The 26,019-nt window shown below is 41.6% G+C and carries 33 protein-coding genes; 7 read left to right on the top strand and 26 right to left on the bottom strand.

Annotation, left to right across the window (positions count from 1 at the left end):
• The 6 genes from G563_RS0106260 to G563_RS33850 form a co-directional block, all read right to left on the bottom strand.
• Positions 1–329 (bottom strand): hypothetical protein (locus G563_RS0106260; RefSeq protein WP_028664560.1); only part of this gene is annotated, 329 nt, incomplete at its 3' end.
• 338 nt (positions 330–667) lie between these two features.
• Complete coding sequence (locus G563_RS0106255; RefSeq protein WP_028664559.1) at positions 668–1,207, bottom strand: dihydrofolate reductase family protein; 540 nt, start codon at positions 1,205–1,207, stop codon at positions 668–670.
• Between the two features lie 35 nt (positions 1,208–1,242).
• Positions 1,243–1,575, bottom strand: coding sequence for an MmcQ/YjbR family DNA-binding protein (locus tag G563_RS0106250; protein WP_028664558.1), 333 nt, complete (start codon positions 1,573–1,575; stop codon positions 1,243–1,245).
• A 56-nt stretch (positions 1,576–1,631) separates the two neighbouring features.
• Complete coding sequence (locus tag G563_RS0106245) at positions 1,632–2,141, bottom strand: YdeI/OmpD-associated family protein (protein WP_028664557.1); 510 nt, start codon at positions 2,139–2,141, stop codon at positions 1,632–1,634.
• Between the two features lie 80 nt (positions 2,142–2,221).
• Positions 2,222–2,653, bottom strand: a complete 432-nt coding sequence (locus G563_RS0106240) for an SRPBCC family protein (protein WP_028664556.1) — start codon at positions 2,651–2,653, stop codon at positions 2,222–2,224.
• Between the two features lie 56 nt (positions 2,654–2,709).
• Entirely contained in the window at positions 2,710–3,405 is a 696-nt protein-coding gene (locus tag G563_RS33850; RefSeq protein ID WP_037325961.1) for a helix-turn-helix transcriptional regulator, read from the bottom strand.
• A gap of 129 nt (positions 3,406–3,534) precedes the next feature.
• On the opposite strand from G563_RS33850, the gene G563_RS0106230 reads away from it, so the two are divergent.
• Together G563_RS0106230 and G563_RS0106225 are read left to right on the top strand one after the other, a co-directional pair.
• Positions 3,535–3,888, top strand: coding sequence for a YciI family protein (locus G563_RS0106230; protein WP_028664555.1), 354 nt, complete (start codon positions 3,535–3,537; stop codon positions 3,886–3,888).
• A 65-nt stretch (positions 3,889–3,953) separates the two neighbouring features.
• Positions 3,954–5,201 carry an RNA polymerase sigma factor gene (locus G563_RS0106225; RefSeq protein WP_028664554.1) on the top strand — a complete coding sequence of 416 codons (1,248 nt, stop codon included), beginning with the start codon at positions 3,954–3,956 and terminating at the stop codon, positions 5,199–5,201.
• 110 nt (positions 5,202–5,311) lie between these two features.
• Here the strand turns inward: G563_RS0106225 and G563_RS0106220 are convergent, their stop codons facing one another.
• From G563_RS0106220 to G563_RS0106210, 3 genes are read right to left on the bottom strand one after another with little or no spacing between them, the layout of a single operon-like run.
• Entirely contained in the window at positions 5,312–6,190 is an 879-nt protein-coding gene (locus G563_RS0106220) for a pirin family protein (RefSeq protein ID WP_028664553.1), read from the bottom strand.
• Positions 6,187–6,813 (bottom strand): alpha/beta hydrolase, encoded by a 627-nt coding sequence (locus G563_RS0106215; RefSeq protein WP_028664552.1) that lies wholly within the window; start codon positions 6,811–6,813, stop codon positions 6,187–6,189. The genes G563_RS0106220 and G563_RS0106215 overlap by 4 nt, the downstream gene beginning before the upstream one ends.
• 54 nt (positions 6,814–6,867) lie before the next feature.
• Positions 6,868–7,845, bottom strand: coding sequence for a VOC family protein (locus G563_RS0106210; RefSeq protein ID WP_028664551.1), 978 nt, complete (start codon positions 7,843–7,845; stop codon positions 6,868–6,870).
• Positions 7,846–8,077: 232 nt separating this feature from the next.
• Here G563_RS0106210 and G563_RS0106205 point away from each other — a divergent pair, with 232 nt between their 5' ends.
• Complete coding sequence (locus tag G563_RS0106205; RefSeq protein ID WP_028664550.1) at positions 8,078–9,031, top strand: bifunctional helix-turn-helix transcriptional regulator/GNAT family N-acetyltransferase; 954 nt, start codon at positions 8,078–8,080, stop codon at positions 9,029–9,031.
• A gap of 2 nt (positions 9,032–9,033) precedes the next feature.
• On the opposite strand, the gene G563_RS0106200 is transcribed toward G563_RS0106205, so the two are convergent.
• The 9 genes from G563_RS0106200 to G563_RS37600 form a co-directional block, all read right to left on the bottom strand.
• Complete coding sequence (locus G563_RS0106200) at positions 9,034–9,993, bottom strand: VOC family protein (protein ID WP_028664549.1); 960 nt, start codon at positions 9,991–9,993, stop codon at positions 9,034–9,036.
• An 83-nt stretch (positions 9,994–10,076) separates the two neighbouring features.
• Positions 10,077–10,955 carry a helix-turn-helix domain-containing protein gene (locus G563_RS0106195; protein WP_169579722.1) on the bottom strand — a complete coding sequence of 293 codons (879 nt, stop codon included), beginning with the start codon at positions 10,953–10,955 and terminating at the stop codon, positions 10,077–10,079.
• Positions 10,945–11,247, bottom strand: a complete 303-nt coding sequence (locus G563_RS0106190) for a Dabb family protein (protein ID WP_028664547.1) — start codon at positions 11,245–11,247, stop codon at positions 10,945–10,947. Before G563_RS0106190 ends, G563_RS0106195 begins: the two co-directional genes overlap by 11 nt.
• Positions 11,248–11,430: 183 nt before the next feature.
• Entirely contained in the window at positions 11,431–11,676 is a 246-nt protein-coding gene (locus tag G563_RS0106185; protein WP_028664546.1) for a hypothetical protein, read from the bottom strand.
• Positions 11,677–11,691: 15 nt separating this feature from the next.
• Positions 11,692–11,871 carry a hypothetical protein gene (locus G563_RS0106180; RefSeq protein WP_028664545.1) on the bottom strand — a complete coding sequence of 60 codons (180 nt, stop codon included), beginning with the start codon at positions 11,869–11,871 and terminating at the stop codon, positions 11,692–11,694.
• A 16-nt stretch (positions 11,872–11,887) separates the two neighbouring features.
• Positions 11,888–12,583 carry an OmpA family protein gene (locus tag G563_RS33845; RefSeq protein WP_084650775.1) on the bottom strand — a complete coding sequence of 232 codons (696 nt, stop codon included), beginning with the start codon at positions 12,581–12,583 and terminating at the stop codon, positions 11,888–11,890.
• A 33-nt stretch (positions 12,584–12,616) separates the two neighbouring features.
• The gene (locus G563_RS0106170) at positions 12,617–13,084 is read right to left on the bottom strand and encodes a Dps family protein (protein WP_028664544.1); all 468 of its coding nucleotides are present in this window, start codon (positions 13,082–13,084) and stop codon (positions 12,617–12,619) included.
• A 63-nt stretch (positions 13,085–13,147) separates the two neighbouring features.
• On the bottom strand, positions 13,148–13,318 hold the full coding sequence (locus G563_RS37915) for a hypothetical protein (RefSeq protein WP_157585114.1): 171 nt from the start codon (positions 13,316–13,318) through the stop codon (positions 13,148–13,150).
• Positions 13,319–13,370: 52 nt separating this feature from the next.
• Positions 13,371–13,523, bottom strand: coding sequence for a lmo0937 family membrane protein (locus tag G563_RS37600; protein ID WP_157585112.1), 153 nt, complete (start codon positions 13,521–13,523; stop codon positions 13,371–13,373).
• A 224-nt stretch (positions 13,524–13,747) separates the two neighbouring features.
• Here G563_RS37600 and G563_RS0106160 point away from each other — a divergent pair, with 224 nt between their 5' ends.
• On the top strand, positions 13,748–14,680 hold the full coding sequence (locus G563_RS0106160; protein ID WP_037325960.1) for a YihY/virulence factor BrkB family protein: 933 nt from the start codon (positions 13,748–13,750) through the stop codon (positions 14,678–14,680).
• Between the two features lie 26 nt (positions 14,681–14,706).
• Positions 14,707–15,570 (top strand): TspO-related membrane protein, encoded by an 864-nt coding sequence (locus tag G563_RS0106155; RefSeq protein ID WP_028664542.1) that lies wholly within the window; start codon positions 14,707–14,709, stop codon positions 15,568–15,570.
• Between the two features lie 284 nt (positions 15,571–15,854).
• Here the strand turns inward: G563_RS0106155 and G563_RS0106145 are convergent, their stop codons facing one another.
• From G563_RS0106145 to rpoN, 6 genes are all read right to left on the bottom strand, one after another.
• Positions 15,855–17,309 carry a hybrid sensor histidine kinase/response regulator gene (locus G563_RS0106145; RefSeq protein ID WP_028664540.1) on the bottom strand — a complete coding sequence of 485 codons (1,455 nt, stop codon included), beginning with the start codon at positions 17,307–17,309 and terminating at the stop codon, positions 15,855–15,857.
• Positions 17,310–17,513: 204 nt separating this feature from the next.
• Complete coding sequence (locus G563_RS0106140) at positions 17,514–17,984, bottom strand: response regulator (RefSeq protein WP_028664539.1); 471 nt, start codon at positions 17,982–17,984, stop codon at positions 17,514–17,516.
• Between the two features lie 44 nt (positions 17,985–18,028).
• Positions 18,029–19,600, bottom strand: a complete 1,572-nt coding sequence (locus tag G563_RS36775) for a sensor histidine kinase (RefSeq protein WP_169579721.1) — start codon at positions 19,598–19,600, stop codon at positions 18,029–18,031.
• A 29-nt stretch (positions 19,601–19,629) separates the two neighbouring features.
• Positions 19,630–21,105 carry a sigma-54-dependent transcriptional regulator gene (locus G563_RS0106130; RefSeq protein ID WP_028664538.1) on the bottom strand — a complete coding sequence of 492 codons (1,476 nt, stop codon included), beginning with the start codon at positions 21,103–21,105 and terminating at the stop codon, positions 19,630–19,632.
• A 13-nt stretch (positions 21,106–21,118) separates the two neighbouring features.
• Positions 21,119–21,532 (bottom strand): low affinity iron permease family protein, encoded by a 414-nt coding sequence (locus tag G563_RS33835; protein WP_037325957.1) that lies wholly within the window; start codon positions 21,530–21,532, stop codon positions 21,119–21,121.
• A gap of 20 nt (positions 21,533–21,552) precedes the next feature.
• Positions 21,553–22,968 carry an RNA polymerase factor sigma-54 gene (gene rpoN, locus G563_RS0106120; protein ID WP_028664537.1) on the bottom strand — a complete coding sequence of 472 codons (1,416 nt, stop codon included), beginning with the start codon at positions 22,966–22,968 and terminating at the stop codon, positions 21,553–21,555.
• A gap of 264 nt (positions 22,969–23,232) precedes the next feature.
• Between rpoN and G563_RS0106115 the strand changes: the two genes are divergently transcribed.
• Both G563_RS0106115 and G563_RS0106110 read left to right on the top strand, forming a co-directional pair.
• The gene (locus G563_RS0106115) at positions 23,233–24,651 is read left to right on the top strand and encodes a sensor histidine kinase (RefSeq protein ID WP_028664536.1); all 1,419 of its coding nucleotides are present in this window, start codon (positions 23,233–23,235) and stop codon (positions 24,649–24,651) included.
• On the top strand, positions 24,648–25,094 hold the full coding sequence (locus G563_RS0106110; RefSeq protein WP_028664535.1) for a response regulator: 447 nt from the start codon (positions 24,648–24,650) through the stop codon (positions 25,092–25,094). The genes G563_RS0106115 and G563_RS0106110 overlap by 4 nt, the downstream gene beginning before the upstream one ends.
• Here G563_RS0106110 and G563_RS0106105 read toward each other — a convergent pair.
• Both G563_RS0106105 and G563_RS36770 read right to left on the bottom strand, forming a co-directional pair.
• Positions 25,091–25,567 carry a hypothetical protein gene (locus G563_RS0106105; RefSeq protein ID WP_028664534.1) on the bottom strand — a complete coding sequence of 159 codons (477 nt, stop codon included), beginning with the start codon at positions 25,565–25,567 and terminating at the stop codon, positions 25,091–25,093. The two genes, G563_RS0106110 and G563_RS0106105, sit on opposite strands and share 4 nt — an antisense overlap.
• Entirely contained in the window at positions 25,557–25,922 is a 366-nt protein-coding gene (locus G563_RS36770; protein WP_051210791.1) for a phage holin family protein, read from the bottom strand. Before G563_RS36770 ends, G563_RS0106105 begins: the two co-directional genes overlap by 11 nt.
• Between the last annotated feature and the right edge of the window lie 97 nt (positions 25,923–26,019).

Genomic DNA, 26,019 nt, shown 5'->3' with positions numbered 1-26,019 from the left:
ATAAGGGAGTGATTGATAGTAGGAATATTTTTGAATGGTATTAATTCTTTGATAGTTGAAAAAAAACCACAGTCATAAACTGCCAATACAAAATCACCTTGTCCTATCTTATATTTTTTTAGAATAGGTTGCAGTAATTTCTCTACCTCTTCAAAGCGTTTAAGAGCTATCAGCTTCTCTCGAAATCTAAAATCAGTCAGATAATAAGTGAAGCCCATACAAAAAGCGTGGCTTTTATCTTTGGCTATCAGTGTTACTCCTTTTTTTGAGAAATCAACAATAAATTGCTGCCCAAATTGTTCTTCCAATTTCTTTTTTAAAAGTTCCATACTTCAAATTTAATTATCTCTGTCATTACGTTTCCTAGCGTCTGAGTCATCTGTGCTTGAGGAGCTTTGCTATTTCAACATCTTTTTATTTTGACAATCAAATACAAATCTCATTAAACAGCATGTCACGTTGCTTATCTAACTCAGGCAACTTTTCCATATTTTAGCATTGAAATCTATTTTTATCGCTTCGATTAAACATTTTTATTACATATCTAAAGATATAAAACACAGTAAATACTATCCCAAAAATACAACGGGAGTTTAGGATTCGACTCCTAAACTCCCCGATGTTGTAAAATATTTTTAGCTACAAAAAACTATCCAATGGCTTTTGTCTAATCACTCAATGCCTTTTTGCAGCTATATTTCAAAGATACCAAGCCCGTTTCATAGACTTTTGATTCGATGAGGGTGAGCCAATGCCGGTCTTTGAGATTTCCTAAAAAGGGTTTTCCCGCTCCCAACATGACGGGATGAACCGACAGCCAAAGCTCATCAATGAGGTTCAACTCCATCAAAAAATTACTAAGCTCCGCTCCACCAAAAAGCCAAATATCCTTCCCTTCTAAGCTCTTTATCCTTCTGACCTGTGCTTCTACTTCCTCAGGAGTACCGCTAATCAGTCTTCTATCTGATTTAAATCGCTCCAATGTGTTTGAAAAAACATACTCTTTGAGCTTAGGAAGCCAGCTTTCACGGCCGTCTTGAGCGATAGACATTTCGTAGGTTTTGCGTCCTACAAACAACGCATCTATTTGAGTAAAAAACTCGTTGAGACCATAATCTTGGTCAGTAAAACACCAGTCATATTCGCCGTTGGGCCCTTCGATGAAGCCGTCTAAACTTACGGCAAGTCCTAGTATTAGTTTTCTCATGGTTGTTATAGTTGAGTATATCCCAAAAGCAGGCTCTATGACTTACTTTTGGCTTTCTTTTTTTGTGAAATAATGTTTTGATAAGCGAGGTCTACCGCCTCGGCAAAGTGCGTTTTTTTTACTTGATTTAGGTCAACGTGAGTCCATCCCATTTGGCCCCATTTGTTGGGAACAGGATAAAAAGCGGGGTCTTCACAAAGAATATTTTGCTGCTCAGGTGTCAATTTTAGCGTCACCCACTTGTTCTCGATATTGAACGTAGCAAATATCTTGCCTTTAATTTTATAGGCAGGTTTGTCAAAGTGAGCCTCCTCTACGGCATCGGGCATCGAAACCAGAAGTGTATGAGCTTGTTCTAAATCTACCATTGTAGGGTAGGTAAAAGTGATGTCAGATGTAATCAAAACACGCGAAAGGGCGTTATTTACTTTTCTAAATCTCGAAAATATCGAATCGTTTCGCCAAAATTCAACCCCATCGACATGCCTTTTATCATCATGCTGATGCGTTTGGTTTTGGTTTCAATCGTTTTGGCCGATTCAATCCATTTGCTGTAATAGTTTTGATGACTTACGGGAAGTTTATTAAAAAACGCCAACGCCTGTGGTTCATCTTCCAAACATTCCAACAAATCGATGGATTGAGGCAATGGATCTAAATCGACTTCGAGCGTCACGTCAATCATTGCCCCTTCTTTCTTGCGAAGTCCACGACGCATTTCGGCATTGACAGGCATGATAAATCCCCCGTCGCCCATCGGCAGCAATGCTACCAGCTTGATGGCATACTCATCGAGTTTTCCTTTTACCCGAAAAGAAGTACGGACATTAGGGTTGAGCTTGTGAGCTATCTCTTCCGAAATCTCAAAATAAGTCCAGCCCGTTTTTTCTCCTTTTTTATCAAATTTCTGTAGCAATGCTCGAAACGATACCATTCTGTTTTTAAGTAATTGACCCTTAAAATAAGCCAGCGCAGCGTGGCTTTCCAAGTTAAAACCACGTTGCGCATTCGTATTTATTGTTCTAAGAGCTTTTTCATTTCGCCCAGTACCAGCTGCCACAGGTTTTCAGAATGATGTTGGGCGGTTTCATCTTTGATACTGTCTTGGGTGATGCTTACTTTGGTACCGTTTTCGACGGGCTCAACATAGTATTCGATTTGGGCATAGTTCTCAGGGACATCGGGAGTTCCGCCCATCGAACTCCAATAACTATACGCCAAATAATGCGCTGGTTTAAAGCTCAAAACGACACCTTTGTCTTCGTAGGTTTGTCCCTCCCACTCACCCGTAAAACGGATACTTTCTCCTTCTTTCCAAGTAGTAATCATTTGGGAACCGAAAAAATATTTTTTTACCATTTCGGGATTGGTAAGCGCATCCCATACTTCTGCTACGGGTGCTTCAACAATGATAGATGTTTTCAGGGTCAATAGAGTGCTGTTCATAACTAGAAGCTGTTTTGGTTTTGTGAATACAAATAAAACACCCCCTAGTGACAACCCTATGTCAGTGCCATTCGCATTTCTTGCTCTTTTATGAAAGTATTGATGTCTTGGTGCGAAGATTTACGAAAAGCAGCCTGTGTATTCACAAGCTTTTGGATACGCGCGACTTTGAAATCGCGGTATTCGAGACGCCGCCAGCACCATGCAATCACATGCCAAGCCATCGAATAAAAAATGATCCCTATAGGCTCTATCTCACGTTCGCTGTTTTCTTGATTGGCATTTTGGTATTTGATTTTAAGAATGGTCTGCTGGGTAATAGAGGTCTGAATTTCAGACAAATACTCAAAGTTTGATTGAGTACAAACTACGCTATTGACCACTTTCCCTTCCAGATGTTCGATGCTTTCTTTTTGGGAGTTTTTCAGAATAGCTTTTACTTTGTTGAGGGCAGAATGATAATTTTTACTGATAGATTTATCCGTAAAACGCTCTACAATAGACTCTACCAATACCAGCGCATTGGCTTCTTCGCTGCTGAAGGTGACGTGTGGTAAAAAATACCCCTGCATGATAAAATACCCTCTATTGGGCTCAAAACCTATCGGAACACCTATTTCGTTGAGTGCTTTCAGGTCTCGATATACGGTTCGGATACTCATGCCGAAGCGTTCGGCGAGGGTTTCGGCAGAGGTATATTTGCGAGATTGCAAGACAAGCGATATAGCCAGCAGACGGTCTATACGATTCATGAGAAAGAGGAAAGTTTTTTATTCTTCAAAAATATAAAAAAAATTTTGTCTCTTTTGTCCAGTTTCGAGAAGGTGGTTCGTCATTCGTATAAATTCAATAATTTAGTTCACAAAAAACAATTTACTATCATGAACAAGTACATGCTCGCTTTCTGGAATTCAATCCCTGCCGAAGAAGATTTTGCTCAAATGTCGCCTGAGACTATCCAAGCTGAAATAGAAAAATGGAACAACTGGATTGGGGGCATCGCGGCTCAAGGCAAAATGATAGCCACCGAAGGACTTTATCCTACTGGCAAAACAGTATCAGGCTCTAGCCATATTGTCACCGATGGCCCTTTTACGGAAGGTAAGGAAATCATCGGGGGATTTATGATTCTTACTGCCGATAGTATCGACGAAGCCATCGAGCTATCCAAAGGCTGCCCTATTTATGATGTGGAAGGAAGGGTAGAAGTACGTCAAATCCAAGAGTTTAATTAACCTTGACTTTCTAAGTTTTTAGGTATTTATTAGGTTTAAAACTTAGAAAGTCTATCCCAAAACTCATGAATGAAGTCAACCAATTGGCCGAGCATCTTTTCCGACATGAGTCAGGAAAGATGCTCGCCGTCTTGACTCGTTTGTTTGGCTTCCCCAACTACGATACCGCCCGCGACGTAGTACAAGATACGCTATTGGCAGCCATGCAACATTGGAAACTAAACGGTATCCCCGACAACCCCACGGGTTGGCTATATACTACGGCCAAAAACAAAGTTTTGGATCGCTTACGAAAAGAGAAGTTTTGGGCCGAAGTGAGTCCACACCTTATCCATGAATTACAATCCGAACAGCAAATGCAACAGCACATCGACCAGCTTTTTCTTGAGCACGAAATCGAAGATAGTCAGCTTCGGATGATGTTTGCGTGCTGTCACCCAAGTTTGCCCCAAGAAGCCCAAATTACGTTGATTTTGCGTACACTCTGTGGGTTAAGTATTCCAGAAATTGCACGCGCGTTTTTGTCAAACGATGAAAACATCAATAAGCGACTTTACCGCGCCAAAGATAAAATCCGAACCACGCCCATTGAACTAGAAGTGCCTGAAGGCAATGACCTCCTTCCTCGTTTAAACGCTATTTTGAAGGCGATTTATTTACTTTTCAACGAAGGATATCATTCCCAAAATCCTGACCAATTTATCAAAAAAGAACTTTGTGAAGAGGCTATTAGATTAGGGACGTTGCTTAGTCAACACAAAATCACAAATTTACCCAAAACCTCCGCTTTGCTATCGTTGATGTATTTTCAAGCTTCCCGCTTCGACGCCCGCCTCGACGAAGAAGGCAATATGGTGCTATTGGCTCACCAAAATCGAGAAAAATGGAATCAATCTATGATTCAGCAAGGAGTCCAATTTCTAAACAGAGCTTCGGAAGGGGACGAACTCAGTTCTTATCATATCGAAGCGGCCTTGGCGAGCTATCATGCCCAAGCCAAAAGTTTTGAAACTACCAATTGGCAAGCCATAGTTTACTTATATCGCTTACTAGAACAGATTAATCCGACTGTAATGGTACAGTTCAACAAAGCCATTGCGGTTGGCTTTGCCTATGGCCCTGAGCGTGGAATAGAGGCATTGTTACTATTAAAAGAAATGGAGAAAAACCACTATTACCACACGGCTTTGGGTGATTTTTATAAAAAACTAAACAACACGTTAGCGGCTAAAAACCACTACGAGATTGCCCTCACATTGACAAGTTCGAAAGCCGAATGGCAACTTATTTGGAAAAAAATCGAAGAGCTTTAACCCTGCCAGCGTTTGGAATTACCCCTGCCAGCGTTTGGAACGCTGGCAGGGGTGGGGTGGGGTCAAACCTCGGCTGCGTTCAAAACGCAGCCGAGGTTTGGCTTTTGGGCTTAGTATTCGACAGGCTCTAAAAAGCCCATTTTTCCCGATTGATAATCCTGAAGCGTTTGCATGATTTCGGCTTGGGTATTCATCACAAAAGGCCCGTAGCTAGCAATTGGCTCATTGATAGGCTCTCCGCCCAAAATCAATAAGCGCGTCATGCCACCTTGGGTAGCTACGCTCACCCACTCGCCTTGTTGACTCAACTTCGCAATGCGTTTGGCTTTGATACCTTGGGTATCGTTGAGAGCGATTTCCCCCTGAGCTACGTGAATAGCCACGTTATAGTTTTCGGGCAATTGCAACTCAAATTCAGAACTTCCTTCAATAATCACCTCCGCCAACAAAACAGGCGTGTAAGTCAACGCGGGGCCTTTAAGACCATTCAACTCTCCCGAGATAAGGCGCAGTTTGGTCTGGTCATTGATTTGAAGCACCGGAATCTGAGCCGCAGTTAGTTCCTGATAACGAGGCGCTTCCATTTTATGCGCTCTGGGCAAATTGACCCAAAGCTGCACAAAATCCAACGTTCCTCCTTTTCTCGAAAAATTGATTTCGTGCTTTTCTTCGTGCACCAATCCCGAAGCTGCCGACATCCACTGCACGTCTCCCGCAAAGATAGTTCCTTTGTTGCCGGCCGAATCTCGGTGCTGAAGTGCGCCTTCAAACACCACCGTCACCGTTTCAATACCGCGATGTGGATGTTCGTCTACGCCCTTTGGTACAGGAGATGGCTTTACTTGCATAGGCCCATGATGGTCGAGCATCAAGAAAGGACTAAAATCTTGGAATCGCTGAGAAGGAATCATGCTTTGTCCTACAAAACCATCGCCTACTTGCTGCGGGCGGCCTTCCCATACGTATGAAATACTTTTGAATGCTTTCATTTTTTTTGATTCAATATGTGATTGATGTGGTTGATTTCATCCTGAAAAATACTGTGGGGAGCATTAGGATAGATTTTTTCTACGGTATTGGCTCCCAAATTTTTAAAGACCTCAGTGGAGTCATTGACGCGGTGCTTGGGCACATGTGAATCTACGTCCGAGCATCCTAAAAAAATCGACGCTCCCGCAAAATCTCCTTTATAGCGTTCGGTTTTGACACTATCACCGATTACTCCACCACTCAATATAAAAACCCCACCAAAAGACTGGGCATTTTGGGCTACAAACTCAGCCGTCAAACAAGCACCTTGCGAAAACCCTAACAAATAAATTTGTTCGGATTTGAATCCTGCTTCTTTAGCCGTGTCAACCAATTGTTTTAATACTGCCAAACCCGACGAAAGTCCGGGTTCATTTTGAGTTTCGGGAGCCAAAAAACTATAAGGATACCACGTATGTCCGGTGGCTTGCGGGGCAACCAAAGCAAAATCATCGACGTCTAGCTCCGCCGCCAAACTCAATATACTCTGCGCACTTGCTCCGCGTCCGTGGGTCATGATAAGTACGCGCTTGGCCTCAGCCAAAGGTACACCTGCCCAAATACTATTCTTAACGTTGTGCATGATTTTTATATTTTTTCTTCCTCTCCTCTTGAAAAGGAGAGGAAGAATAGTTGCTTAATGAGTGATATTGTATTTCTGATAAACCTTTTCCAAAGAAATTGGTTGCAAGAGTTGTTCTATTTGCGCCCGATTTCTTTCTTGCCAAGGTGGAAGTTTAAGCGCTTCTCCCAATTTTGCTTTTTCTTCATCAAGCAAAAAGCCAGGAGGCGTGGTAGCTACTTCAAACAATACCCCGCCCGGCTCACGGAAATAAATAGAGTGAAAATATTGCCTATCAAGTACGTGTGTAGGCATAAAACCTGCCGAAAGCACAGCATCTCTGACTTCGAGTTGGGTATTGTCGGTGGGAGTGTCAAACGCAATATGGTGTACCGTACCCGCGCCATTCATTCCCCAACGGTTGTTGTTGTCCCAAACGATGTCTACAAATTGCCCATTTTGAGCACCTTTGGCGGCATATCTCCGACGAGCCCCGGCTTCCGCTACAAACTCATAGTTGAGCGAATTGGCCAACAATGCCTCGGTGCGCTCGTAGGTAGTTTCCCACATTTCGATATTCCAAAAGCCTCTGATTGAATATTCCAACGGAATATGCCCATAACTAAAGCCGGGACGCGTGTCTATGTCATTGGCCACAAGCTCCAATCCTAATCCGTCAGGGTCTTCAAAATAAATAAACACTTCGTTGAAACGCTGCTGTGGATTTTTGTAAAGAATACCATATTGGTCAAAACGCTTCATCCAGTAATCCAACGCAGCGGTAGGTATCGAAAACGATGTAGTGGCGGCTTGTCCTTTTCCATGACGACCTTTTTGGCTACCTTTTCCGAAAGGAAAAAAAGTAAGAATACTTCCCGCGTTGCCTGTTTCGTCACCATAATAAAGGTGGTATACATCAGGGGCATCAAAATTGACCGTTTTTTTAACCAAACGTAATCCCAATAAGCCAACATAAAAATCAACGTTTTCTTGAGGGTCAGCCGCAATCGCTGTTACGTGGTGAATACCTTTTATCAAATTATTAGTTTCCATTGCTTTATCTGTTTAGTAGTTTATGAAAGAAGGCTTTTGTTTGCCTTGGGTTGCTTTTGTCTTTATTGACAATACAAAGGTCGCTCAATAGTAAAGGCCGTTCAAGGTAGAAAAGCAGGAATACCTTGTCAAAATCATGGCTTGTATTTTTTGATGAAATAAGGCTTGGGTATTGTTTACCAAAAAGCAAATATTTTAATTTACGTAATTACTTACGCAAATTATTACAAACATGGATTTCTATCGCACTATGGGCTATGTAGCACTTGGCAGCTACATGCGGCGGCTAGGTGAAATAAGTCAACAAGCATCTGCCCAAATCTATCAAATGTACGGAATGGAATTTGAGGTAAAATGGTTTCCGGTATTTTTGGCAATTGCCGAAAACGAATTTGAAACTGTCTCCAAAATCGCCGAATACATCGGACAGTCGCACGTAGGGGTAAGCTTGATGGTCAAAGAAATGAGCAAAGCGGGGCTTGTAGAGACCCAAAAAGGCGTCACCGACAAACGCGAAACCCTGGTCAAGCTCACATCCAAAGGTCAGCTAATGCAGCTGCGAATGAACGAACTTTTGGAAGATTTGCAAGACACGATGACTGAAGTAAAAAACGAATGTGAAACGGACGTATTGCGGGCATTGATGGAGTACGAGCAAGTTATTTTGCGAAAAGGGCTACCCGAACGTATCAAAGCCCGTCTCAAAACCCGTGAAAGAAACAAAGTAAAAATCGTTCATCTCGACCCCACCACTGACGCACATCGCGCGGCTTTCAAGCGCATCAATTACGAATGGATTGAAAAGTACTTCAAAGTAGAGCCGCTCGATATGGAGTCGCTCGAAAATCCCGATACCTTTTATATCAACAAAGGTGGCTTGGTACTTTTGGCCGAATACCAAAACGCTATCGTGGGTACCTCAGCACTCAAACCCATGACAGCCGATAGCATGGAGCTTTCGAAAATGGGCGTAGATAGCAATGCCAAAGGGCTAGGAATCGGCGAGTTGCTAGGACAAGCTATCATTGATGAAGGCAAGCGTTTAGGTCTGAAGAGGCTTTATTTAGAAACCAACTCGCGCCTGCTTCCCGCCCTCAATTTATACCAAAAGCTTGGCTTTAAGACCGTCAAAGATTTTAGTTCGCCTTATTCGCGGGCTGATGTGGCCATGGAATTGTGGCTCTAAAATCATTCTTGCACAATAGGAGGCAAAGCGGCCTCAATCGTAGCCCGATTGTATTCTTTATCGTCGGGTAGCATGAGATGCTTACCCAATTCCTCCACCGACTCATCCACGTCAAAGCCAGGGTCACTTGTAGCTACCTCAAAAAGCTGATGCGAAGGCAACCGGAAATAGATAGAACGGAAATATTTACGGTCTTTTATTTCCGTCACTTGCATCTTCAAATCGCTGACAAGGCGGTGTCGCAGAGCAAGTTGTTCCTCCTCCGAATCAATCCGAAAAGCTACGTGATGCACAGTACCAAGACCGTTTTTTCCACGTGGGGCATCGGCCTCGGCGCGTAGCAGTTCGAGGAAATCTGCGTTATTGTTTTGATTGATTTTTAAGCGAATACGATTTTCTTCTTGGGCTATTTCGGTCATTTGCAGCTCTTGTGTCAAAAAGCTTCGTAATACTTCCCAATCCTGCGAAGCCACCCACAAAGCCACATGATGAATCCCTCGAATAGCAACTTCTTTGGCGACTTCATGGGTTTCAAAAGGAATGCGCGAATCCGCATCATTAGCCACCAATTCCAACTGTAAACCAGCAGGGTCGCGAAACCACAAAACGGCTTGACCGAAGCGTTGAGATGCTTTCGTTTCTACACCTGCTTTGGAAAGACGATTTTGCCAAAACTCCAAAGCGGTAGAAGGCACCGAAAATGCCGTCGAAATAATCAGCCCCGTTCCTTCTTCGCCTTGTCGTACTCCTTGGTTTTTATAGGGAAAGGTCGTAAAAATCGTACTAGGTGTTCCTTTTTTATCCCCATAATAAAAATGATATACTGCATTGTTGTCAAAATTGACCGTTTTTTTGACCAATCTTAAGCCCAAAAGTTTGGTATAAAAATCATAATCTTCTTGGGCATCGTTGACGGTGGCGGTGACGTGGTGGAGTCCTTTCAAAACGTGAGTAGCATTCATGAGAATCAAATTTAAAAACAATGCAAAGTTGGAATTTTGGGGCGATTGCTGCAATGTAAAAACAAAGGGAGGTATTGGCATTTTTATGGTTCTACGGTTTCGCGAAATTCCGTAAAAGCCACTCCAACATTTTTTTTGAAGAACTTACTAAAATGAGCCACATCTTCATATCCCAACTGATAGGCGATTTCTTTGACCGAAAGATTGGAATACCGCGCCAGCCTTTTGGCCTCTAACAGCAAGCGATTTTGTATAAAATCTTTGGCCGAAGTACCCGTTTCTGTTTTAATCACTTCATTGAGGTGATTGCTCGTGAGATTTTGCCTATCGGCATATTCGTTGACCTTATGCAACTTCTGAAAAAAATGCTCGACATCATTCTTAAATTGTTTTACAATCTCGGCTTGGCGTTTGTCCCATGTTTTATAGGTCACATTTTGAAGTATCTTAAAACGCTTACACTCTAGCAAAAGCAATTTTAGCCATGCTCCCACCGCATCCCATTTTTGGGGCTTATCAGAAGTGTATTCGGCTATCAGGCCCTTCACGTAGGGAAGCAACGACGCAAACGCTGCCGCCGAAAGCTCCAAAGGGCGAACCTCGTCACAGTTGAAAAACAACTCCATATCATATAGCTGCGCCGGCGAAATACTATACTGCTGAAGAAAATCGGGACGAAACAAAATCACGTGACCTTGCGGCGTAGATTGCGCCAAAGTCACGTGATGAATCTGCTCAGGGGCTACAAAATAGACGGTGTTTGCCCGAAGCTCATAATCAACAAAATCGATTTGATGTACGCCTTCGGCAGCTTCTACCAGCATCACCATAAAATAATCGTGGCGATGAGGTAAGTCTGGCGTTTGGCTACGTTTTTCTTCAATCTCTTGCATACTTCGGTACGCAAAAGGAGCTTGAAGAAACGCCTGCCGAATAGGTATCGTCTCTTTTTCAGACATCATCCGAATCATAAACGATTACCTTTTCCCACAAATGCGCACAATCTTCCACAAACTTATGGTGTACTGGGTGATCTTGATAAATATCCTGGGCAGCTTTGTCGTCAAACAGCATCAACCATGACACCGAATACGAACGGTCTATGACGCCTCGGTGAGTGTCGGCTACTTTTCCGATATGAGCAAGTTTGACGCCTTCTATCGAGGTCAGGGTCTGTAGGCCAGCGACGAGTTGGTCACGGTCGGCAGTATTATCGGGATTTTTGAGAAAAAAGAATACGTGATGTACAAACATGAGTTTTGGGGGATTAAATACAATCTAATGATAAAAGCCTCTTTCAAGCTTTGTTTAACTGTTTTTATAAAATAAAGAGGCCTAACAAACATAGCTGGTTTTGGATAAAAATAAAAGAGTAGGATAGCAAAACCATCCTACTCTCGACCCATTCCTAAACCCTTAACCTTATGAAAAATTCTACTATTTTTTAGGCTTACGATTTGGCTGTAATTCATTATAGCCTCGTTTGCCACTTATATTTTTTTGTTCTGATGCTTTAGCACTTTCTTTCGTAGAAGTGCGTGGTATATCTGATTTTTTTTCTGAATCGTCGTTAGATTCTCCTTCCGGAATTTTTCCATCTTGAAGTACCTCATTTGAGTTTTCGGTATTTCCCACTTTAGGCCGACTATTGGTAGTAACTATACCATTTTCTTGAGTACTCATAGCTATTTTCTGTTTTTAATCATACTTGGCGGCTTCTTCTGCCTTCTTTTTTTGCTCCTCATATAGCTCCCTATCTACATGGTCTGGAGCTTCAGCGAGATTTTTAGAAGTCGGCTTACTTTCCTCTTTTTTTCTTACGATTTCTCCTTTTGCGTTTTTTTCAAAATCATCTGGAGTTACAATAGTATCTGGCATCGGTCTTAGTTATCGTTTAGTTTTTACTAACTCTCGCTTCACGAGCTTCTTTCTTTGCTTGTTTTTTTAGAGACTCATTGGCTACAATGGCTAGCTCTACACGTTGATTTTGACGCCGCCCTTCATCTGTATTATTGGAAACCTCGGGTGTAGCACCGCCAAATCCTTGTCTTACGATTCGCAATGGCGATACGCCTTGAGAAGTTAGGAATTCAGCAAAAGCGGCGGCTCTTTTTTCCGACAATAATTGGTTCTGTTTGGCATCACCCACATTGTCGGTATGAGCGGCTATCAAAATCTCGGTATTTTTATAATTATTTAGCGTTTCCGCTAGTTTTTTCAAATTTGTTTGAGGCTCGGTCGAAAGTTCAGCGGTATTGTCTTTATACAATATCCCCGAATTTATGGTGATTATCAGACCTTCCCCTACTTGCTGTATTTGCGAAATCCAGCCTAAAGTTTGACGCAAGTCCGTAGCTTGTTTTTCCATGTATTTTTGGATAATACTCCCTGCGACTCCTCCCACCGCTGAGGCTCTAATCGCATAATCAGCGGGGTCTTTAGCCTTGCTTATTTTGCGATTAGAGTTGGAGGATGTACTCGGTTTCGACGTTTTTGGTGTGGAAGTACAGTCAGAAAGCGTGAGTATCATCAAGAATCCCAAACTGAGACTCCAAATATTATTCAGCGATATGTATTGATAAGTTTTCATGGCTGCGCCAAGGAATTCGATATATTTTGAGTGCTACTTTAAAAACGAACGTAGCATCCAAGCCATTTTTTCGTGTTGGGCCAGTACCCCTGTCAAAAAGTCAGTTGTAACTGGGTCGTCATATTTATCACTTTGGTCGATATCTTCTCTTAGATGTTTACACAAGGTTTGATGATCTTCCAATAGACGTTTGATTTGTTGGTCTTGTTGATGATGATAGGGGCCTTCTTCCAACCGTGTGGTTTCTAAGAATTCTTTCATGGTTCCTATCGCAGTATCACCTAGCTGAGTGACTCGTTCGGCAATTTCATCGATTAGATTGGTCAGTAGCTCGTATTGTGACTCATAAAACTTATGAAGCTCCATAAAACTAGACCCTCTGATATTCCAATGATAATTGCGCGTTTTGGTGAGTATGATGTGCTCATCGGCCAATAGCCGATGAAGCACATCTACTAATTTTTTGGTCTGAACTTGTGGTATTCCAATATCTGCTTGCATGACTGTTTACTTTAATATATTTGATTGTAATGGTGTGCTAACTCTAACTTAAAAAACCATGTGTTACTTCAAACGACCGGCATTTAGTTTTACGCGTCGATAAAACTCGTTGCGTCCTTCTGTATTGAATCGCGAAGTATCGTGTGAGTTAGTGGTATGTGATAAGTACATCATACCTACCGAAGTTGCCAAACCAATCAGTCCTGTGATGGTCATTAACAAAAAGATTTCCATGACGTTTAGTAAGTTAGAGATGAACGATGATAGCAAAAATAACTTGGGAAAATTAGACCGTTCCACGACGGATAAGACCTATCAAGAACGAAATAACAGCTAGTACCAATAAGATGTGAATAAGACCTCCGGCGCTGTAAGCAAAAGCACCAATTAACCAACCTATGATAAGGATAACGGCGATGATATACAAGAGAGAGCGCATAACTTTTAAAGATTTAGAGTTGATAAACAATTTCATTTGATGCTATACTTCTTCAAATAGCTATGCCAGTATCGAAAAAAGGTATAAATGGGGAAATTGCGTAGAGAAAACAACAAATAACGTAGAAAATATTCCCCAAAGTCTACAACAATACCATTGGAATGGTTGTTGGTGATATATATTATAAATAACTACTACTCTTGCACTTAACTCACACTTCTATCATGATTACATCTTGGAAAACATACTTTTCACTGCTTAAAGAAGCTTTTCAAGAATTCACCAACGATAATGCCCTCAAGCTGAGTGCATCTCTATCTTATTATACATTATTTTCTCTAGCTCCCATGTTATTGGTATTCATGTCTGTCGTAGGAGTTTTTTATGGGCGCGATGCTGTACAAGGGCAGCTTTATAGTCAAATCAGCTGGCTGATTGGTAGTGAGGCCGCCACACAAATACAAGAGCTTATTAAAAACGCCCAGCTTTCTGGTAAAACTGGCATTGCGGCTGTGGTGGGGGTTGTCACATTACTTATTGGGGCTACGGGAGTATTTGCGGAGATTCAAGATTCAATCAATCAGATTTGGTCGATTAAACCCAAGCCTAAGAGTGGTTTTTTGAAATATCTCACCAATCGCTTGTTGTCGTTTTCGTTGATTATTTCTTTAGGCTTTCTATTTATTGTGTCATTGTTGCTCAATGCGCTTCTCAACTTATTCAGCGAAAAGATAATGTCGTTGTTTTCGGAGGCTACAACTTATCTTTTTTGGATTCTTAATATAGCTGTCATATGGGGTGTAATGACGGTTTTATTCGCCGTCATATTTAGTGTTTTGCCCGATGGGAAAGTGGCCTGGAAAGATACCTTCATTGGCGCCGGCGTGACAGCCGTTTTGTTTATGATTGGCAAATACGCCATAGGGCTTTACTTAGGTCAGTCCAATATCGGCAATGCTTACGGAGCCGCTGGTTCGGTGGTGATTATTTTATTGTGGGTTTATTATTCGTCAGTGATTTTGTATTTCGGAGCTGAGTTTACCAAGGTCTACGCCAACAGCCTCGGCTCAGGCATCAAGCCCGGCTCGTATGCCGTGCGTATTCTGAAAGAAGAAGTGACGCTCCCCGCCAAAGCACAGATGCATCATACCTCTTAGTCTTAACATAAACTTATATATATATCATGAAAACTGTTTGGAGTAAATCAACCGTAAAAATCCTCCAAGTCCTCAATTGGGTTTTCTTTGGAGTGATGATATTTGTTAATTATTTGGCCAACGCCCTGCCTCTTAATGGAAAAACAACCGGGGCAGTTTCAGATCAATACCCCAATCTCTTCGTTCCGGCACCTATTACATTTTCCATTTGGGGAGTGATTTATCTTTTATTGCTGGTATTTTGTATGAAGCAGAGCAAATCTCTTTTTAGCAGTACCGTAGACGAAGCTACTGGAGATACAGTATCTACCGTAGGGGCAGGTTTTATGATTACCTCTATCCTCAACGCCCTTTGGATTCTTTCGTGGCATTATGGATACATTCAGTTTTCGGTCGTTGTGATGCTGCTATTATTGGCTCAATTGGTCCATATCAATCTAAAAATAAAACAAATTGCTCCTTTTTTGGCGAGTGGCTCACGCTTTACTGTCAAAGCAGCTTTTGGTACTTACTTAGGGTGGATTTGTATCGCAACGATTGCTAACATAACCGCCCTACTCGTAGATAGTGGCTGGAGTGGCTGGGGCAATACCGAAACCTTCTGGGCATGTACTATGATTTTGGTAGGGGCATTGATTACCACTTGGGCCTTGTTTAAAACCAAAAATGCCTATTTAGGTTTGTCCGTAATTTGGGCTTTCTGTGGCATTTTGATTGCCCGCATCAATGCGGATGTGTATTACCGTTTTATTGCGTGGTTGGCAGTTTTTGGGGCGTTATTTCTCACGGCTATGGTTATCATTAAGTTTACCCGTTCTCTTTTTAGAAGCAATTCTTCTAAAACGGTAGTTATTACTTCCACCCATGAGCGAGTCATTGTTCAAGAATAGTAATAAATATTGCCCCTACTTTCCTTCCTTTTAGATATGAAAACGAATGCCTTATTTGGATTTGCGTTGGTAGCTCACTATCTGATGTATGGTAGCTACCAACTTCCTACCGCTTCTCCCAAGCGTAGCCTATCAAAAAAAAATCCTGCTGTTTTTACGACATCTTTGACCCAAAAAAATAAAAGGGCTAATACAGCCCCTTTCATTTTTTTAAACAACTCAAATAAGAACGTATTTGTGTTTGCAAGCTCCTTACCTCCCACAAATATCTGACTATTAACAGATTAATTTTCAGGAAGTTTTTCTCCCAAAGGAAAAGTAACGGTAAAAGTAGTACCTTGGCCCAACTCAGACTCTACTTCTACCGATGCTTTGTGGGATTGGAGAATCGTAAAAGTAGAAGCAAGTCCCAACCCTAAGCCGTTGTTTTTGGAAGTAAAATAAGGCTCAAACAAGCGATTCAGGTTTTCGGGGCTAATACCCGTTCCATTGTCTTTGACTTCGACAAAGCATGATTGCCCAGCTACGTGCGTAGCTATGGTGAGTACGCCTACGTTTTCTTCCATTGCTTCTACAGCGTTGATAATAAGATTCAGAAAGGCAATTTTGATTTTGGGCTCGTCAAGCTGTAAAAAGCAATCTTCCCCATATTCTTTTATAAGAGTTATTTTTTTGAGGTTGATTCTATCAATAGCCTCATTGAGCGTAATATCTAGTATTTCTTGAATAGATACCTGCTTGAGGATTGTTTCTTGTGGCTTGAAAGAATTTAGTAATTCCGAAATGAGGGCATTGATGCGCTTTCCATTACGACGAATAATATCTCCAAAAAGACGTTGGTCTTCGGTCGTAAATTCGGACTCTAGCTGATCGAGTGATAAGTGAATATTGGTGAGCGGATTACGCACCTCATGCGCTAAAGTACGTATCAAGCGCGCTGTCGAAGCCGATTTTTCGGCCAGCAGTCGGTCTCTTTCGACTTTTTTTCGAGCTGTAATATTTTGAATAACCAGCAAATAATACAACTTTCCTTCGCTATCGTTTTGTTTGCTAGCATGGAGAGAGCATAGCACCCGCTCACCACTTTTTCGGACGAGCCATACTTCAAAATTCTCCAATATTCCTTTTTCTTCTAGTGTATGAACGTATTCATCGTGCTGAGTAGGCAAGGCACATAAGTGCCGCATGGAGAGTTGCAATATTTCGTTTTCTTCATAACCCAGAAGGTCAAGCGCCGCATCGTTGAAATAAAATATAGAGCCACCTTTGGGCCATTTGAGCAGTACAGCGTCTTTTAGTTGAGAAAAGATACCCCGAAGACGCGTTTCGCTCTCTCGCAGGCGCCGCAGTACTTCCGCACGCTCAAGGGCGTATCGGATACAACGCTCTAGTTTTTCGGAGTCAAGCTCACTCTTTACCAAGTAGTCCATCGCCCCCAGTCGCATGGCTTCTAGGTCTACTTGCTGATCGCCCTTGCCTGTTAATAAAACAATAGGGCAGCTGACCCCATTTTGAAGAGCGGACTTGAGTAAATCAAGCCCCGTTTTGGCTCCTAATAAAAAATCAAAAAAACAGAGGTCAAATTTTGACTGCGCTAGCTGCTCTACTCCTTTGCTAAAAGAACTAGCCCATGTAATATCAAATTTTTTTGAACGAATATCTTTTAGATAATCTGAGGTTAAGAAAAAATCATCCTCATCATCATCTACAATGAGAAGCTTAATGATATCTTTCGACATAAGAGAATTTGAAAATATGACAATTAGGCAATTTGAAAATACGATAATTTAGTAATTCGGGAATATGACAATTTGCAAATAGGTTCTAATTCTTAAACATTGAAAACACTAATATTCCATAACTTAATACATATCCAGCATAGTCGCCTGATGTTTAAATTATCTTATTTTCAAATTCTCAAATTCACAATATCTTTTTTCGCATCAATCTTGAGAATTGGGTAGCTTGACAATATCGAACCAATAATGCCCCAAGGTGCGGGTAACTTCAATAAAACTTGAAAAAGTGACAGGTTTTGTAATAAAACAATTGACCCCCAAATCGTAGGTCTGTAATACATCTTTTTCGGTCTTTGAGGTAGTAAGTACTACTACTGGAATAGTCTTGAGGGTAGGGTCAGATTTAATCTCTTTCAACGCCTCACGACCGTCCATTTTGGGCATATTCAAATCCAGTAAGATAATACCTGGGCGTGGGCTATCGGCAGGGTTAGCGTATTTGGCGCGCCGTTTGAGATAATCCATCAGCTCTACACCATCATTCACAAACCGAATATCATTCAGTAAATGGTTCTCTTCAAAGGCTTCTTTGGTAAACATCCGATCATCTTCATCGTCGTCAGCGACTAATATCAAAACACTTTCCTTGGTCTGCTTACTGTCTGTACTGTTCATAAGATGCATTAGGTTAGTGTAGAATTAAAAAATTCTACTGTGTACTAAGCCGAAACGCCGGACCGACGGTGTGGCAAATAAAAATAAAACTCAGCTCCTTCGCCTATATTTCCACGAGCTCCAATATATCCTTGATGGGATTCGACAATTTTTCGACAAATCGCCAATCCCAAACCCGTACCCTCATATTCTGATCTACCATGTAATCTTTGAAATATCGCAAAAATTTGTTCTGCATACTGAGGCTCAAATCCAATGCCATTGTCTTTAACAGTAAAACAAAAATAAGATTGATGTGGATTGAGTTGGGGTATTGCTTTTATTTCGGGCAAGGTAGCTTTCCGAACCCTTACCTGCACAATTGGCTCTTGGTCAGGTTTGGTAAATTTCAGGGCATTTTCAATAAGGTTCAGAAAAAGCTGGTGCATTTGGGTGGATTGTGCCTCGATAGTGGGCAAGTCGTCTACTTCAACAATCGCTTTTTTATCTTGAATTTTTACTTCTAAATCTTCCAGTACCTCTTTGGCTACTTCATTGAGCGAAATAGGTTCTTGGGATTCTAGTTGCCGAGAAGCCCGCGAATACGTCAACAAATCTTCAATTAGCCCGTGCATTCTATTGGCGGCGTTGGTCATACGAGCTATAAAAAACTGCCCTTCTGTACCGAGTTGATCTTTGTATTTTTTATCCAATCGCTCTCCAAAAGCAATGATTTTACGAAGAGGCTCTTGTAGATCATGAGAAGCCACATACGCAAACTGCTCCAATTCTTGGTTGCTTTTTTTGAGTGCAATCAGGCGTCTTTCCAACTCATTTTGGTAGCTTTCAATTTCTGTACGGTCTGCGGCGACACCCATAAGGCGGGCAAGTTTGCCTTTTTCATCAAAATAGCATTTGGCGCGTAGAGTGATGTATTTAAGGACTCCTTTGGCATCTACAATACGATGCTCTAAATCCAAAGTTCCGCGTCGTTCTGACAATAGTTGCCTTACATAACTTCGTACTTTAGCAATATCTTCTTGGTATATAAAACTTTCATAGACCTTATACTCAATACATCTATCGGGGTACTGATCTGGCGACAATTCAAATACCCTGAATAGCCCATCTGACCATCTCATGCATGTTTCGTGAGACTGCCACTCCCAGCTTCCGCACTTAAATATTACCTCTGCTTCTTTGAGCTGATATTGGTTTTTTTGATAGGCAAGTTCTCGGCTAGAGCTATCGGTCACGTCTTCGGCTGTTCCCATGATTTGGGTATTTTCTTCGCCCTCTTTCGTCATCACTCTACATCGATGACGTAAAGTGCGCACCGAGCCGTCTTTATGTCGTAATTTTAGATGAAACTCTGCGGTTTCGTTGGAAGGAAGTAATCTAAATCTAGTAAGTAAAGCTTCCCACAAAGAGGCTATATCCGAGTGAATCACAATGGATGATAGCTTTTGAACTAGCGTCTCTGCTTCAGCCATGCTATAGCCCAAAATATCGCTAACTCTCTCATTTATGAAGATTAGGCTTTGCAATCTTAAATCTACAATGTATACCAAATCAGGCGAATTTTGCAACAACGCTTCCATTTGACTTTGAGAAAAACTCAAGGCAAAAGGCTTCATAGCATTATCTTGATGATTGGGCGGCAGCATTAGTTACTAAGATTGATATTTTTCATTTTGTTGTATAAAGTCTTCCGGTCGATTCCTAAGGCTTGGGCTGCCTTACTTTTGTTGAAGTTTACTTGTTTCAAAACATTCAAAATCATTTCATATTCGGCTTCGAGCGCTGCCGATTTCAAATCTACTTTGGGGGGAGTCACCACCTTAGCCGGAATCGACGGAGCCGGAGCTTCATAGCTAGCGTAAGGAGAAGGCTCAGGCAAGGGTGGATTGTTTGGTTCTAAAAACAACAACCTATCATAATTAATAAGCTCAAAAGGGAGTGTTCGGATGTCTATCTTATCTCCTTCGGTAAGTAATGTTGATCGACGAATGATATTTCTCATCTCTCTCAAATTACCGGGCCAAGGATACTCCTTAAAAGCTTTTTCTACTTCTGGCGTAAAGCCTTTTACCTGTTTGCCCAATTCGGCGTTGGTCTTATCCAAGAAAAACTGTGCAAAAGTCAGTAAATCAGAGCGTCGGTCTCTGAGGGGAGGTACATCAATACTAAACTCGTTGAAACGATAGTATAAATCTTCACGAAATTTACCCTTTCGAGCTGCCTCAATCAAACGCTCGTTGGATGCTACAATCAGCCTTACATCTACGTCTATCTCGCGGTTTCCGCCGATACGCCGCAGTTTTCGTTCTTGCACTACCCTCAAAAGCGACATTTGTACATCGTAGGGTAGATTGCCGACTTCGTCCAAAAACAAAGTACCTCCATTGGCCATTTCAAAATGACCGATTTTTTGTCCTATTGCACCCGTAAAAGAACCTTTCTCGTGCCCAAACAGCTCACTAGCTGCCAATTCTTTGGAAATCGCTCCACAATCCATCGCAATGAAAGGCCCATTTGCTCTTTTACTACGCTTATGAATTTCGAGTGCAACGGCCTCTTTACCAGAGCCGCTTTCTCCGTAAATCAACACGCTATAATTGGTAGGAGCTACCAAATCTACTTGTTTGTAGAGATACACAGACTCGGGCCCTTCCCCAAAAATATACTGCGCTTGAGTGCTACTTTTACGGCGACTACCTGCGGGGTTAGAAGTAGTATTGGTTACGTCTAAGGCAGTATCGCCCTCAGAAGCTTCTTGAGAAGCTTTCAGGGCCTTTTTAATTGTAAGTAAAATCTCATCCGGAAACAAAGGCTTAGTGATGTAGTCGTAAGCGCCTTGTTTCATGACATTGATAGCGATTTTGATGTCAGAATAGCCCGTAATGATAAGTACTGGCACACTAGGGAATTTTTCTTTGATATTGGTCAAGATGGTCGTCCCGTCCATGTCACCCAAACGAAAATCCGTCAAAACCAAATCAGGACGAAATTCTTCGAGTGTCGCCAATCCCGTGGCGCCTGTGTGGGCAATTGCAACTTCAAAGCCATTTTTGGTCAAAAAACGGCGTAGTAATAAACAAATGTCGGTGTCATCATCAATGACCAATATTCTATTTTCCATACGAATCAAAAGTTCAAGATGAAGAAGTTGTTTTACGGTTTTTATTCTTAGGTGTTTGTGCTTCTACCCGCTTACTGTATTCTCCATGCATATGTCTCAATTTTTTTTCAGGTAGATTTTCAGCATCTACGAGTTGGTTGTTGGCTTTATCCAAAGCCAAGATTATTTCATCCAGTTTGAGCTGAATCGCCAAAGAATCTTTGTTTTGAGATTGTTGAATCAAAAAAACGATCAGAAAAGTGACAATAGCCGTGATATTGTTCATGACCAAGTCCCACATGTCATCAAATCCAACGGCTATACCTCTTACTAGCCAACCTATCACAAATCCACAAGCCAACAAAAAAGCCCAGCTACTTCCTACGCCTCGGGTAGCCGCTTCGGCCATTTGTTCGAATTTTTCCGAAAACTTAGCTTTCACATTCATGATCACATATATGATTTTGATTACAATATCCTTCGCAACGAGGCCGTTGGTATATCCATTTGTTCACGGTATTTGGCGACTGTTCTACGCGCCACCGAGTATCCTTTTTCACTGAGCATTTCGGCCAACTGAAAATCGTTGAGCGGGCTTTGCTTATCTTCTTGCGACACCAATTCTACCAACGCCAGCTGTATCTGCCGATTAGATACCTCCTCCCCACTTTGAGTGACGATTCCTTCCGTAAACAAGTCTTTGAGATGAATGACTCCAAAGGGAGTTTGGGCGTATTTGCCACTCGTAACGCGCGACACAGTAGAGACATCCATCTGAATACGCTCCGCTACGTCTCTCAATACCATCGGTCTTAGCTTGCGAACATCTCCCGTACGAAAATATTCTTCTTGCAGTTTGACGATAGCTCTCATTGATTTGAGCATGGTATTTTCGCGCTGCTGAATCGCATCAATCAGCCAGTTGGCAGCATTAAGTTTAGAGTTGACGTAGGTATTGGCAGCCCGAGTCCCTCCTACTTCTTGCGCATATGACTTATTGACACGTAAAGGTGGAATACGGCGGTTGTTGAGTTCTACTTCGATTAGGTCTCCGTCTACTCTGACAATATAGTCGGGTACAATGTTGTCTTTGATTACAAAACTGTCAATCTGACTACCCATGACAGGTTGCGGATTGAGTGACGCAATAAGTGCAATTACTTCTTTAAGTTCCTCTGACGAAATCCCGCAAGCACGCATTAGTTTTTCATAATTGCGAGCGGCTAGTTCGTCAAAATATTTTTTTATGATAAGGGTAGCTAATTCGGCTTCTTTATCTGAACGGCGCTCTAATTGAAGCAACAAGCAATCTTGCAAATCACGCGCCCCCAGACCTGCCGGGTCCATTTTACGTAAGATTTCGACGATTTCTTTGACTTCAGTCTCTTCTACAAAAATCCCACTTGTAAAAGATACGTCATCGGCCAATGCCTCCGCCGTATAGTTAAGGTAGCCTTCGTCGGTCAAAGAATCTATCACAAAATCAGCCAATATTTGCTGACGTTCGTTCAGGGGCAATAGATGAAATTGCTCCTTGAGCTCTTGACGCCAAGTGACAGCCTCTACCACAAGGGGCGTATAATTAGTATCGTCATCGGAATAATTGTTGATTCGAGTACGATAATCGGGCATATCATCATCCTTGAATTCATCCCAATCCATATAATCTTGCGTACGGTCTTCGGCCTTGGTAGGGGTATTAAAATCATCCCCAAAATTATCATCAGACTCTTCGTTTCCTTCTTCAAGCAGTGGGTTTTCTTCAAGCTCATTTTTAATATGCTGCTCAAGCTCAAGCGTATTCAACTGCAAAAAATTGAGCAACTGAATTTGCGCCGGAGATATCTTCAGCGTTTGCTTTTGAGATTGTACGAGGTTTAGCATAGTAGCCGCCATTGTTGGACAACATTTTTTGGTTTTATCTACCAAATTGGATGCCTCAGTAAGTAATTACATTCAATTAAAATTTATATTTACAAGTCTAAATTTACAAAAAATCCTAAAAATCAGCAGATTACACTTTTCAAACTTTTTATATACAACACCTATTATGATTTTATAGTTTTATACTAAAACGTTTTTTTACCCAAATTGGGTATTTTTCTCTACATATATTTGTAGAAAATAAGCCACAGATTTATTACCCTTATGATTTTACGCAACGATTTGTTGGGAATTTTTTTAGCAATGGCCGTCAGTTTATTTATGCTTATCTTTTTAAGCTGGCTCGCCTACGACCGAGTACAAGAAACCGGCCGACGCACCGAATCGGTCAATCACAGCTACCGTGTACGTCTCAAAAACAAAGACCTGACCAATACTCTATCTATTATAGAAATCGGACATAGGGGCTACTTACTCTCAGGCCAAGAAAAATATTTATATCCTTATGCCGAAGGGAGAAACAAACTAAAAAAAGTAACCCGTGACTTCAGGCTGCTTGTGCGAGACAATCCCCTACAGCTCCGACGCTTAGATACTATCAATATGCTTATCCAACGGCACATAAATCTAATTGAACTAAATATTAGCCGTATCAAAGCCAAACAGCATTTTGATGGTAATGCCCTAGAAGAAGGCCGAAAAGAAGTGGATAAGATTAGGGTAATTTCTCGGCATTTTGAAGAAGACGAACTCCAACTGCTCAATCAACGCGCCGAAATGCAAAAAATAGCCGACCGCAACACTAACTTTTACCTTTTGTTGCTTTCGGTCGTGTCTTTGGCATTTTTGCTCATTTTCTTCCGATTATTGTACGTAGAGCTTTCGCGACGTATTAGTTTCCAAAAGACATTGGAAGAAAAGCTCACGGATTTAGAACGCGCCAATGCCGAACTTGAGCAGTTTGCTTATGTAGCATCTCATGATTTACAAGAGCCGCTGCGCAAAATCCGCGCCTTTGGCGAAAGACTCATCCTAAAACAGTACGACCAACTCACCGAAGACGGTAAAGCTAACCTCAGCAAAATCAATCAATCAGCGAATCGGATGCAGCAGCTTATTGATGATTTGCTATTGTTTTCACGAACGGCAAATATGCGTGAAAAAATATTCCAAGACATTGACCTAAACGCTCTACTGAAACGCATAAAAGACGAGTTTTCGGATACTATCTCCAAGAAAAAAGTGACCATCAAAAGCGTAACGCTACCGGTGATTAGTGGTATAGAGTTTCAGATCATTCAGCTATTCAACAATCTGATTTCCAATGCCATAAAATATAGCAAACCCGATACTCCACCCATGATAGAAATTGTGTATAAGCAGGTGGTGGGGGAAAGTATCGCAGGAATAAATACCAACCAAAAAGAAAACATTTACCACCAAATTTCGTTTATAGATAATGGTATAGGTTTTGATCCTATTTATGCTGAAAAAATCTTCGTAATCTTTCAACGATTACATAATCGGTCTGAATATGAAGGCACAGGAATTGGTCTAGCACTATGCCGCCGAATTGTATCCAATCACAACGGGTTTATAGTTGCAGAGGCAAAACCAAATCAAGAAGGAGCCATATTCCACATCTATTTGCCAGTAACAAATCATTTAGCCCCGAAATTATGAACAGAAACGCCACTATCCTTATAGCCGACGACGACGACGACGATCGGTACTTGCTGCAATCTGTCCTTGACGATTGTAATTTACTCAACCCAACTGTGTTTGTAGGAGATGGTTTGGAGCTATTGGAATACATCCGTACCGACAACAATGATGCTTCGGTAGGACTTATCATCCTTGATCTCAATATGCCTAGGATGGATGGAAGAGAAGTATTAAAAGTGTTGAAAACAGAACCTAAGCTCCGCAAAATTCCAGTAGTGGTATTGACTACCTCAAAATCAGAAAAAGACGTTAACCAATGTTATGCTTTAGGTGCCAACTGCTACATTTCCAAACCTTCTTCGTTTGATGTCTTCAATGATACCATCCTAACATTGGTTAAGTTTTGGATTAACCTTACCCATTTGCCCATAAAACCCGAATCCTTCAAGGCTTTTTATTAATTATCCATAAGAGACGGATGCTGAACCTTGCCATTGAGCTTGGCAGGGCTTGGCAACAATTTTTGAGGAGCGGCCGCCTCTATAAGCTGTGGCTTGGGCTGAGGCTTATCGGTGGCTTTTTTGAGCCAAATCAGGGCTTTTTCTACGATGCTCGTTTTGTTTTTCTGAATTAGATTTGTGGTGACATTCCGTACTATGAGAGGGACTATCAACCTTGGAAGCCAGCCTGCTTTAGAGAGCAAGGTGCGTCGCAAGATTAGGTCTACTCCAATCCCTACTCCAATAGGCAACAGCCCTTTTCGAGGAGTAGTCAACAAATCACTTACCACTCCTACGGCCTGTCGTGCGGGGCTAAGCTCTGTCTTTATGGCATTTATTTCTTTTCGCATATGAATTCTAGACAATTCTAACTTGTTTTTTAATCGTGCTCTTTCAGCTCGCAGGTCATCCACTGTTTCAATCTTAGTTTTCATAATAAAACTTTTTTATAAAAGTGTTGACTACTGGAATTTTAATAAACCGGTCTTTGACCAAGTACAAAACCACTCCGACAACTCCATAAAACAAGGCTACGATAAAAAATCCCGCCGCCAAACTTTGGAGCTTTTCTCCGATGAGCCATGCAGCTCCTAAACTCAAAAACAGCAACCCCAACATACCAATAGCCCCCAAAATAAGCGCCGAAACCAAACTTGAAATGGCATTAGCGGTTTTTTGAGAAACATCCAACACGCCTAGGTTCCAACGTGCCTCCAAATAATCAGAAGCGTGTTCAAACCAGTCTCCGGCTCGTTCTTTGATTTCGTTTGCAGATTCTAGTACTTGCATTGGATTGAATCATATTTTGAGAAATTGCGAAGACTGATGCCTTCGCAATTTCGAGGTTGTGATAATGGTTTATAAGCTAGCAGGTTTGTACCTTTTC

The organism is Runella zeae DSM 19591 (genome assembly GCF_000423565.1).
Classification (GTDB): Bacteria; Bacteroidota; Bacteroidia; order Cytophagales; family Spirosomataceae; genus Runella; species Runella zeae.
The sequence above is the reverse complement of the archived record's forward strand: the minus strand, read 5'-3'. Positions and strand labels throughout refer to the sequence as shown.

Bases quoted from the DNA above. Each gene is read 5' to 3' on its own strand.
- G563_RS33850 (WP_037325961.1), bottom strand. From the start codon at position 3,405: ATGAATCGTATAGACCGTCTGCTGGCTATATCGCTTGTCTTGCAATCT.
- G563_RS0106255 (WP_028664559.1), bottom strand. From the start codon at position 1,207: ATGAGAAAACTAATACTAGGACTTGCCGTAAGTTTAGACGGCTTCATC.
- G563_RS0106195 (WP_169579722.1), bottom strand. From the start codon at position 10,955: ATGATGTCTGAAAAAGAGACGATACCTATTCGGCAGGCGTTTCTTCAA.
- G563_RS0106110 (WP_028664535.1), top strand. From the start codon at position 24,648: ATGAACAGAAACGCCACTATCCTTATAGCCGACGACGACGACGACGAT.
- G563_RS0106160 (WP_037325960.1), top strand. From the start codon at position 13,748: ATGATTACATCTTGGAAAACATACTTTTCACTGCTTAAAGAAGCTTTT.
- G563_RS36775 (WP_169579721.1), bottom strand. From the start codon at position 19,600: ATGAAGCCTTTTGCCTTGAGTTTTTCTCAAAGTCAAATGGAAGCGTTG.
- G563_RS0106230 (WP_028664555.1), top strand. From the start codon at position 3,535: ATGAACAAGTACATGCTCGCTTTCTGGAATTCAATCCCTGCCGAAGAA.
- G563_RS0106250 (WP_028664558.1), bottom strand. From the start codon at position 1,575: ATGGTAGATTTAGAACAAGCTCATACACTTCTGGTTTCGATGCCCGAT.
- G563_RS33845 (WP_084650775.1), bottom strand. From the start codon at position 12,583: ATGAAAACTTATCAATACATATCGCTGAATAATATTTGGAGTCTCAGT.
- rpoN (WP_028664537.1), bottom strand. From the start codon at position 22,968: ATGCTAAACCTCGTACAATCTCAAAAGCAAACGCTGAAGATATCTCCG.
- G563_RS0106155 (WP_028664542.1), top strand. From the start codon at position 14,707: ATGAAAACTGTTTGGAGTAAATCAACCGTAAAAATCCTCCAAGTCCTC.
- G563_RS37915 (WP_157585114.1), bottom strand. From the start codon at position 13,318: ATGGAAATCTTTTTGTTAATGACCATCACAGGACTGATTGGTTTGGCA.
- G563_RS0106185 (WP_028664546.1), bottom strand. From the start codon at position 11,676: ATGAGTACTCAAGAAAATGGTATAGTTACTACCAATAGTCGGCCTAAA.
- G563_RS0106240 (WP_028664556.1), bottom strand. From the start codon at position 2,653: ATGAACAGCACTCTATTGACCCTGAAAACATCTATCATTGTTGAAGCA.
- G563_RS0106210 (WP_028664551.1), bottom strand. From the start codon at position 7,845: ATGGAAACTAATAATTTGATAAAAGGTATTCACCACGTAACAGCGATT.
- G563_RS0106225 (WP_028664554.1), top strand. From the start codon at position 3,954: ATGAATGAAGTCAACCAATTGGCCGAGCATCTTTTCCGACATGAGTCA.
- G563_RS0106140 (WP_028664539.1), bottom strand. From the start codon at position 17,984: ATGAACAGTACAGACAGTAAGCAGACCAAGGAAAGTGTTTTGATATTA.
- G563_RS0106205 (WP_028664550.1), top strand. From the start codon at position 8,078: ATGGATTTCTATCGCACTATGGGCTATGTAGCACTTGGCAGCTACATG.
- G563_RS0106170 (WP_028664544.1), bottom strand. From the start codon at position 13,084: ATGCAAGCAGATATTGGAATACCACAAGTTCAGACCAAAAAATTAGTA.
- G563_RS0106220 (WP_028664553.1), bottom strand. From the start codon at position 6,190: ATGAAAGCATTCAAAAGTATTTCATACGTATGGGAAGGCCGCCCGCAG.
- G563_RS0106115 (WP_028664536.1), top strand. From the start codon at position 23,233: ATGATTTTACGCAACGATTTGTTGGGAATTTTTTTAGCAATGGCCGTC.
- G563_RS36770 (WP_051210791.1), bottom strand. From the start codon at position 25,922: ATGCAAGTACTAGAATCTGCAAACGAAATCAAAGAACGAGCCGGAGAC.
- G563_RS37600 (WP_157585112.1), bottom strand. From the start codon at position 13,523: ATGCGCTCTCTCTTGTATATCATCGCCGTTATCCTTATCATAGGTTGG.
- G563_RS0106105 (WP_028664534.1), bottom strand. From the start codon at position 25,567: ATGAAAACTAAGATTGAAACAGTGGATGACCTGCGAGCTGAAAGAGCA.
- G563_RS33835 (WP_037325957.1), bottom strand. From the start codon at position 21,532: ATGAATGTGAAAGCTAAGTTTTCGGAAAAATTCGAACAAATGGCCGAA.
- G563_RS0106130 (WP_028664538.1), bottom strand. From the start codon at position 21,105: ATGGAAAATAGAATATTGGTCATTGATGATGACACCGACATTTGTTTA.
- G563_RS0106200 (WP_028664549.1), bottom strand. From the start codon at position 9,993: ATGAATGCTACTCACGTTTTGAAAGGACTCCACCACGTCACCGCCACC.
- G563_RS0106245 (WP_028664557.1), bottom strand. From the start codon at position 2,141: ATGGTATCGTTTCGAGCATTGCTACAGAAATTTGATAAAAAAGGAGAA.
- G563_RS0106145 (WP_028664540.1), bottom strand. From the start codon at position 17,309: ATGTCGAAAGATATCATTAAGCTTCTCATTGTAGATGATGATGAGGAT.
- G563_RS0106180 (WP_028664545.1), bottom strand. From the start codon at position 11,871: ATGCCAGATACTATTGTAACTCCAGATGATTTTGAAAAAAACGCAAAA.
- G563_RS0106190 (WP_028664547.1), bottom strand. From the start codon at position 11,247: ATGTTTGTACATCACGTATTCTTTTTTCTCAAAAATCCCGATAATACT.
- G563_RS0106215 (WP_028664552.1), bottom strand. From the start codon at position 6,813: ATGCACAACGTTAAGAATAGTATTTGGGCAGGTGTACCTTTGGCTGAG.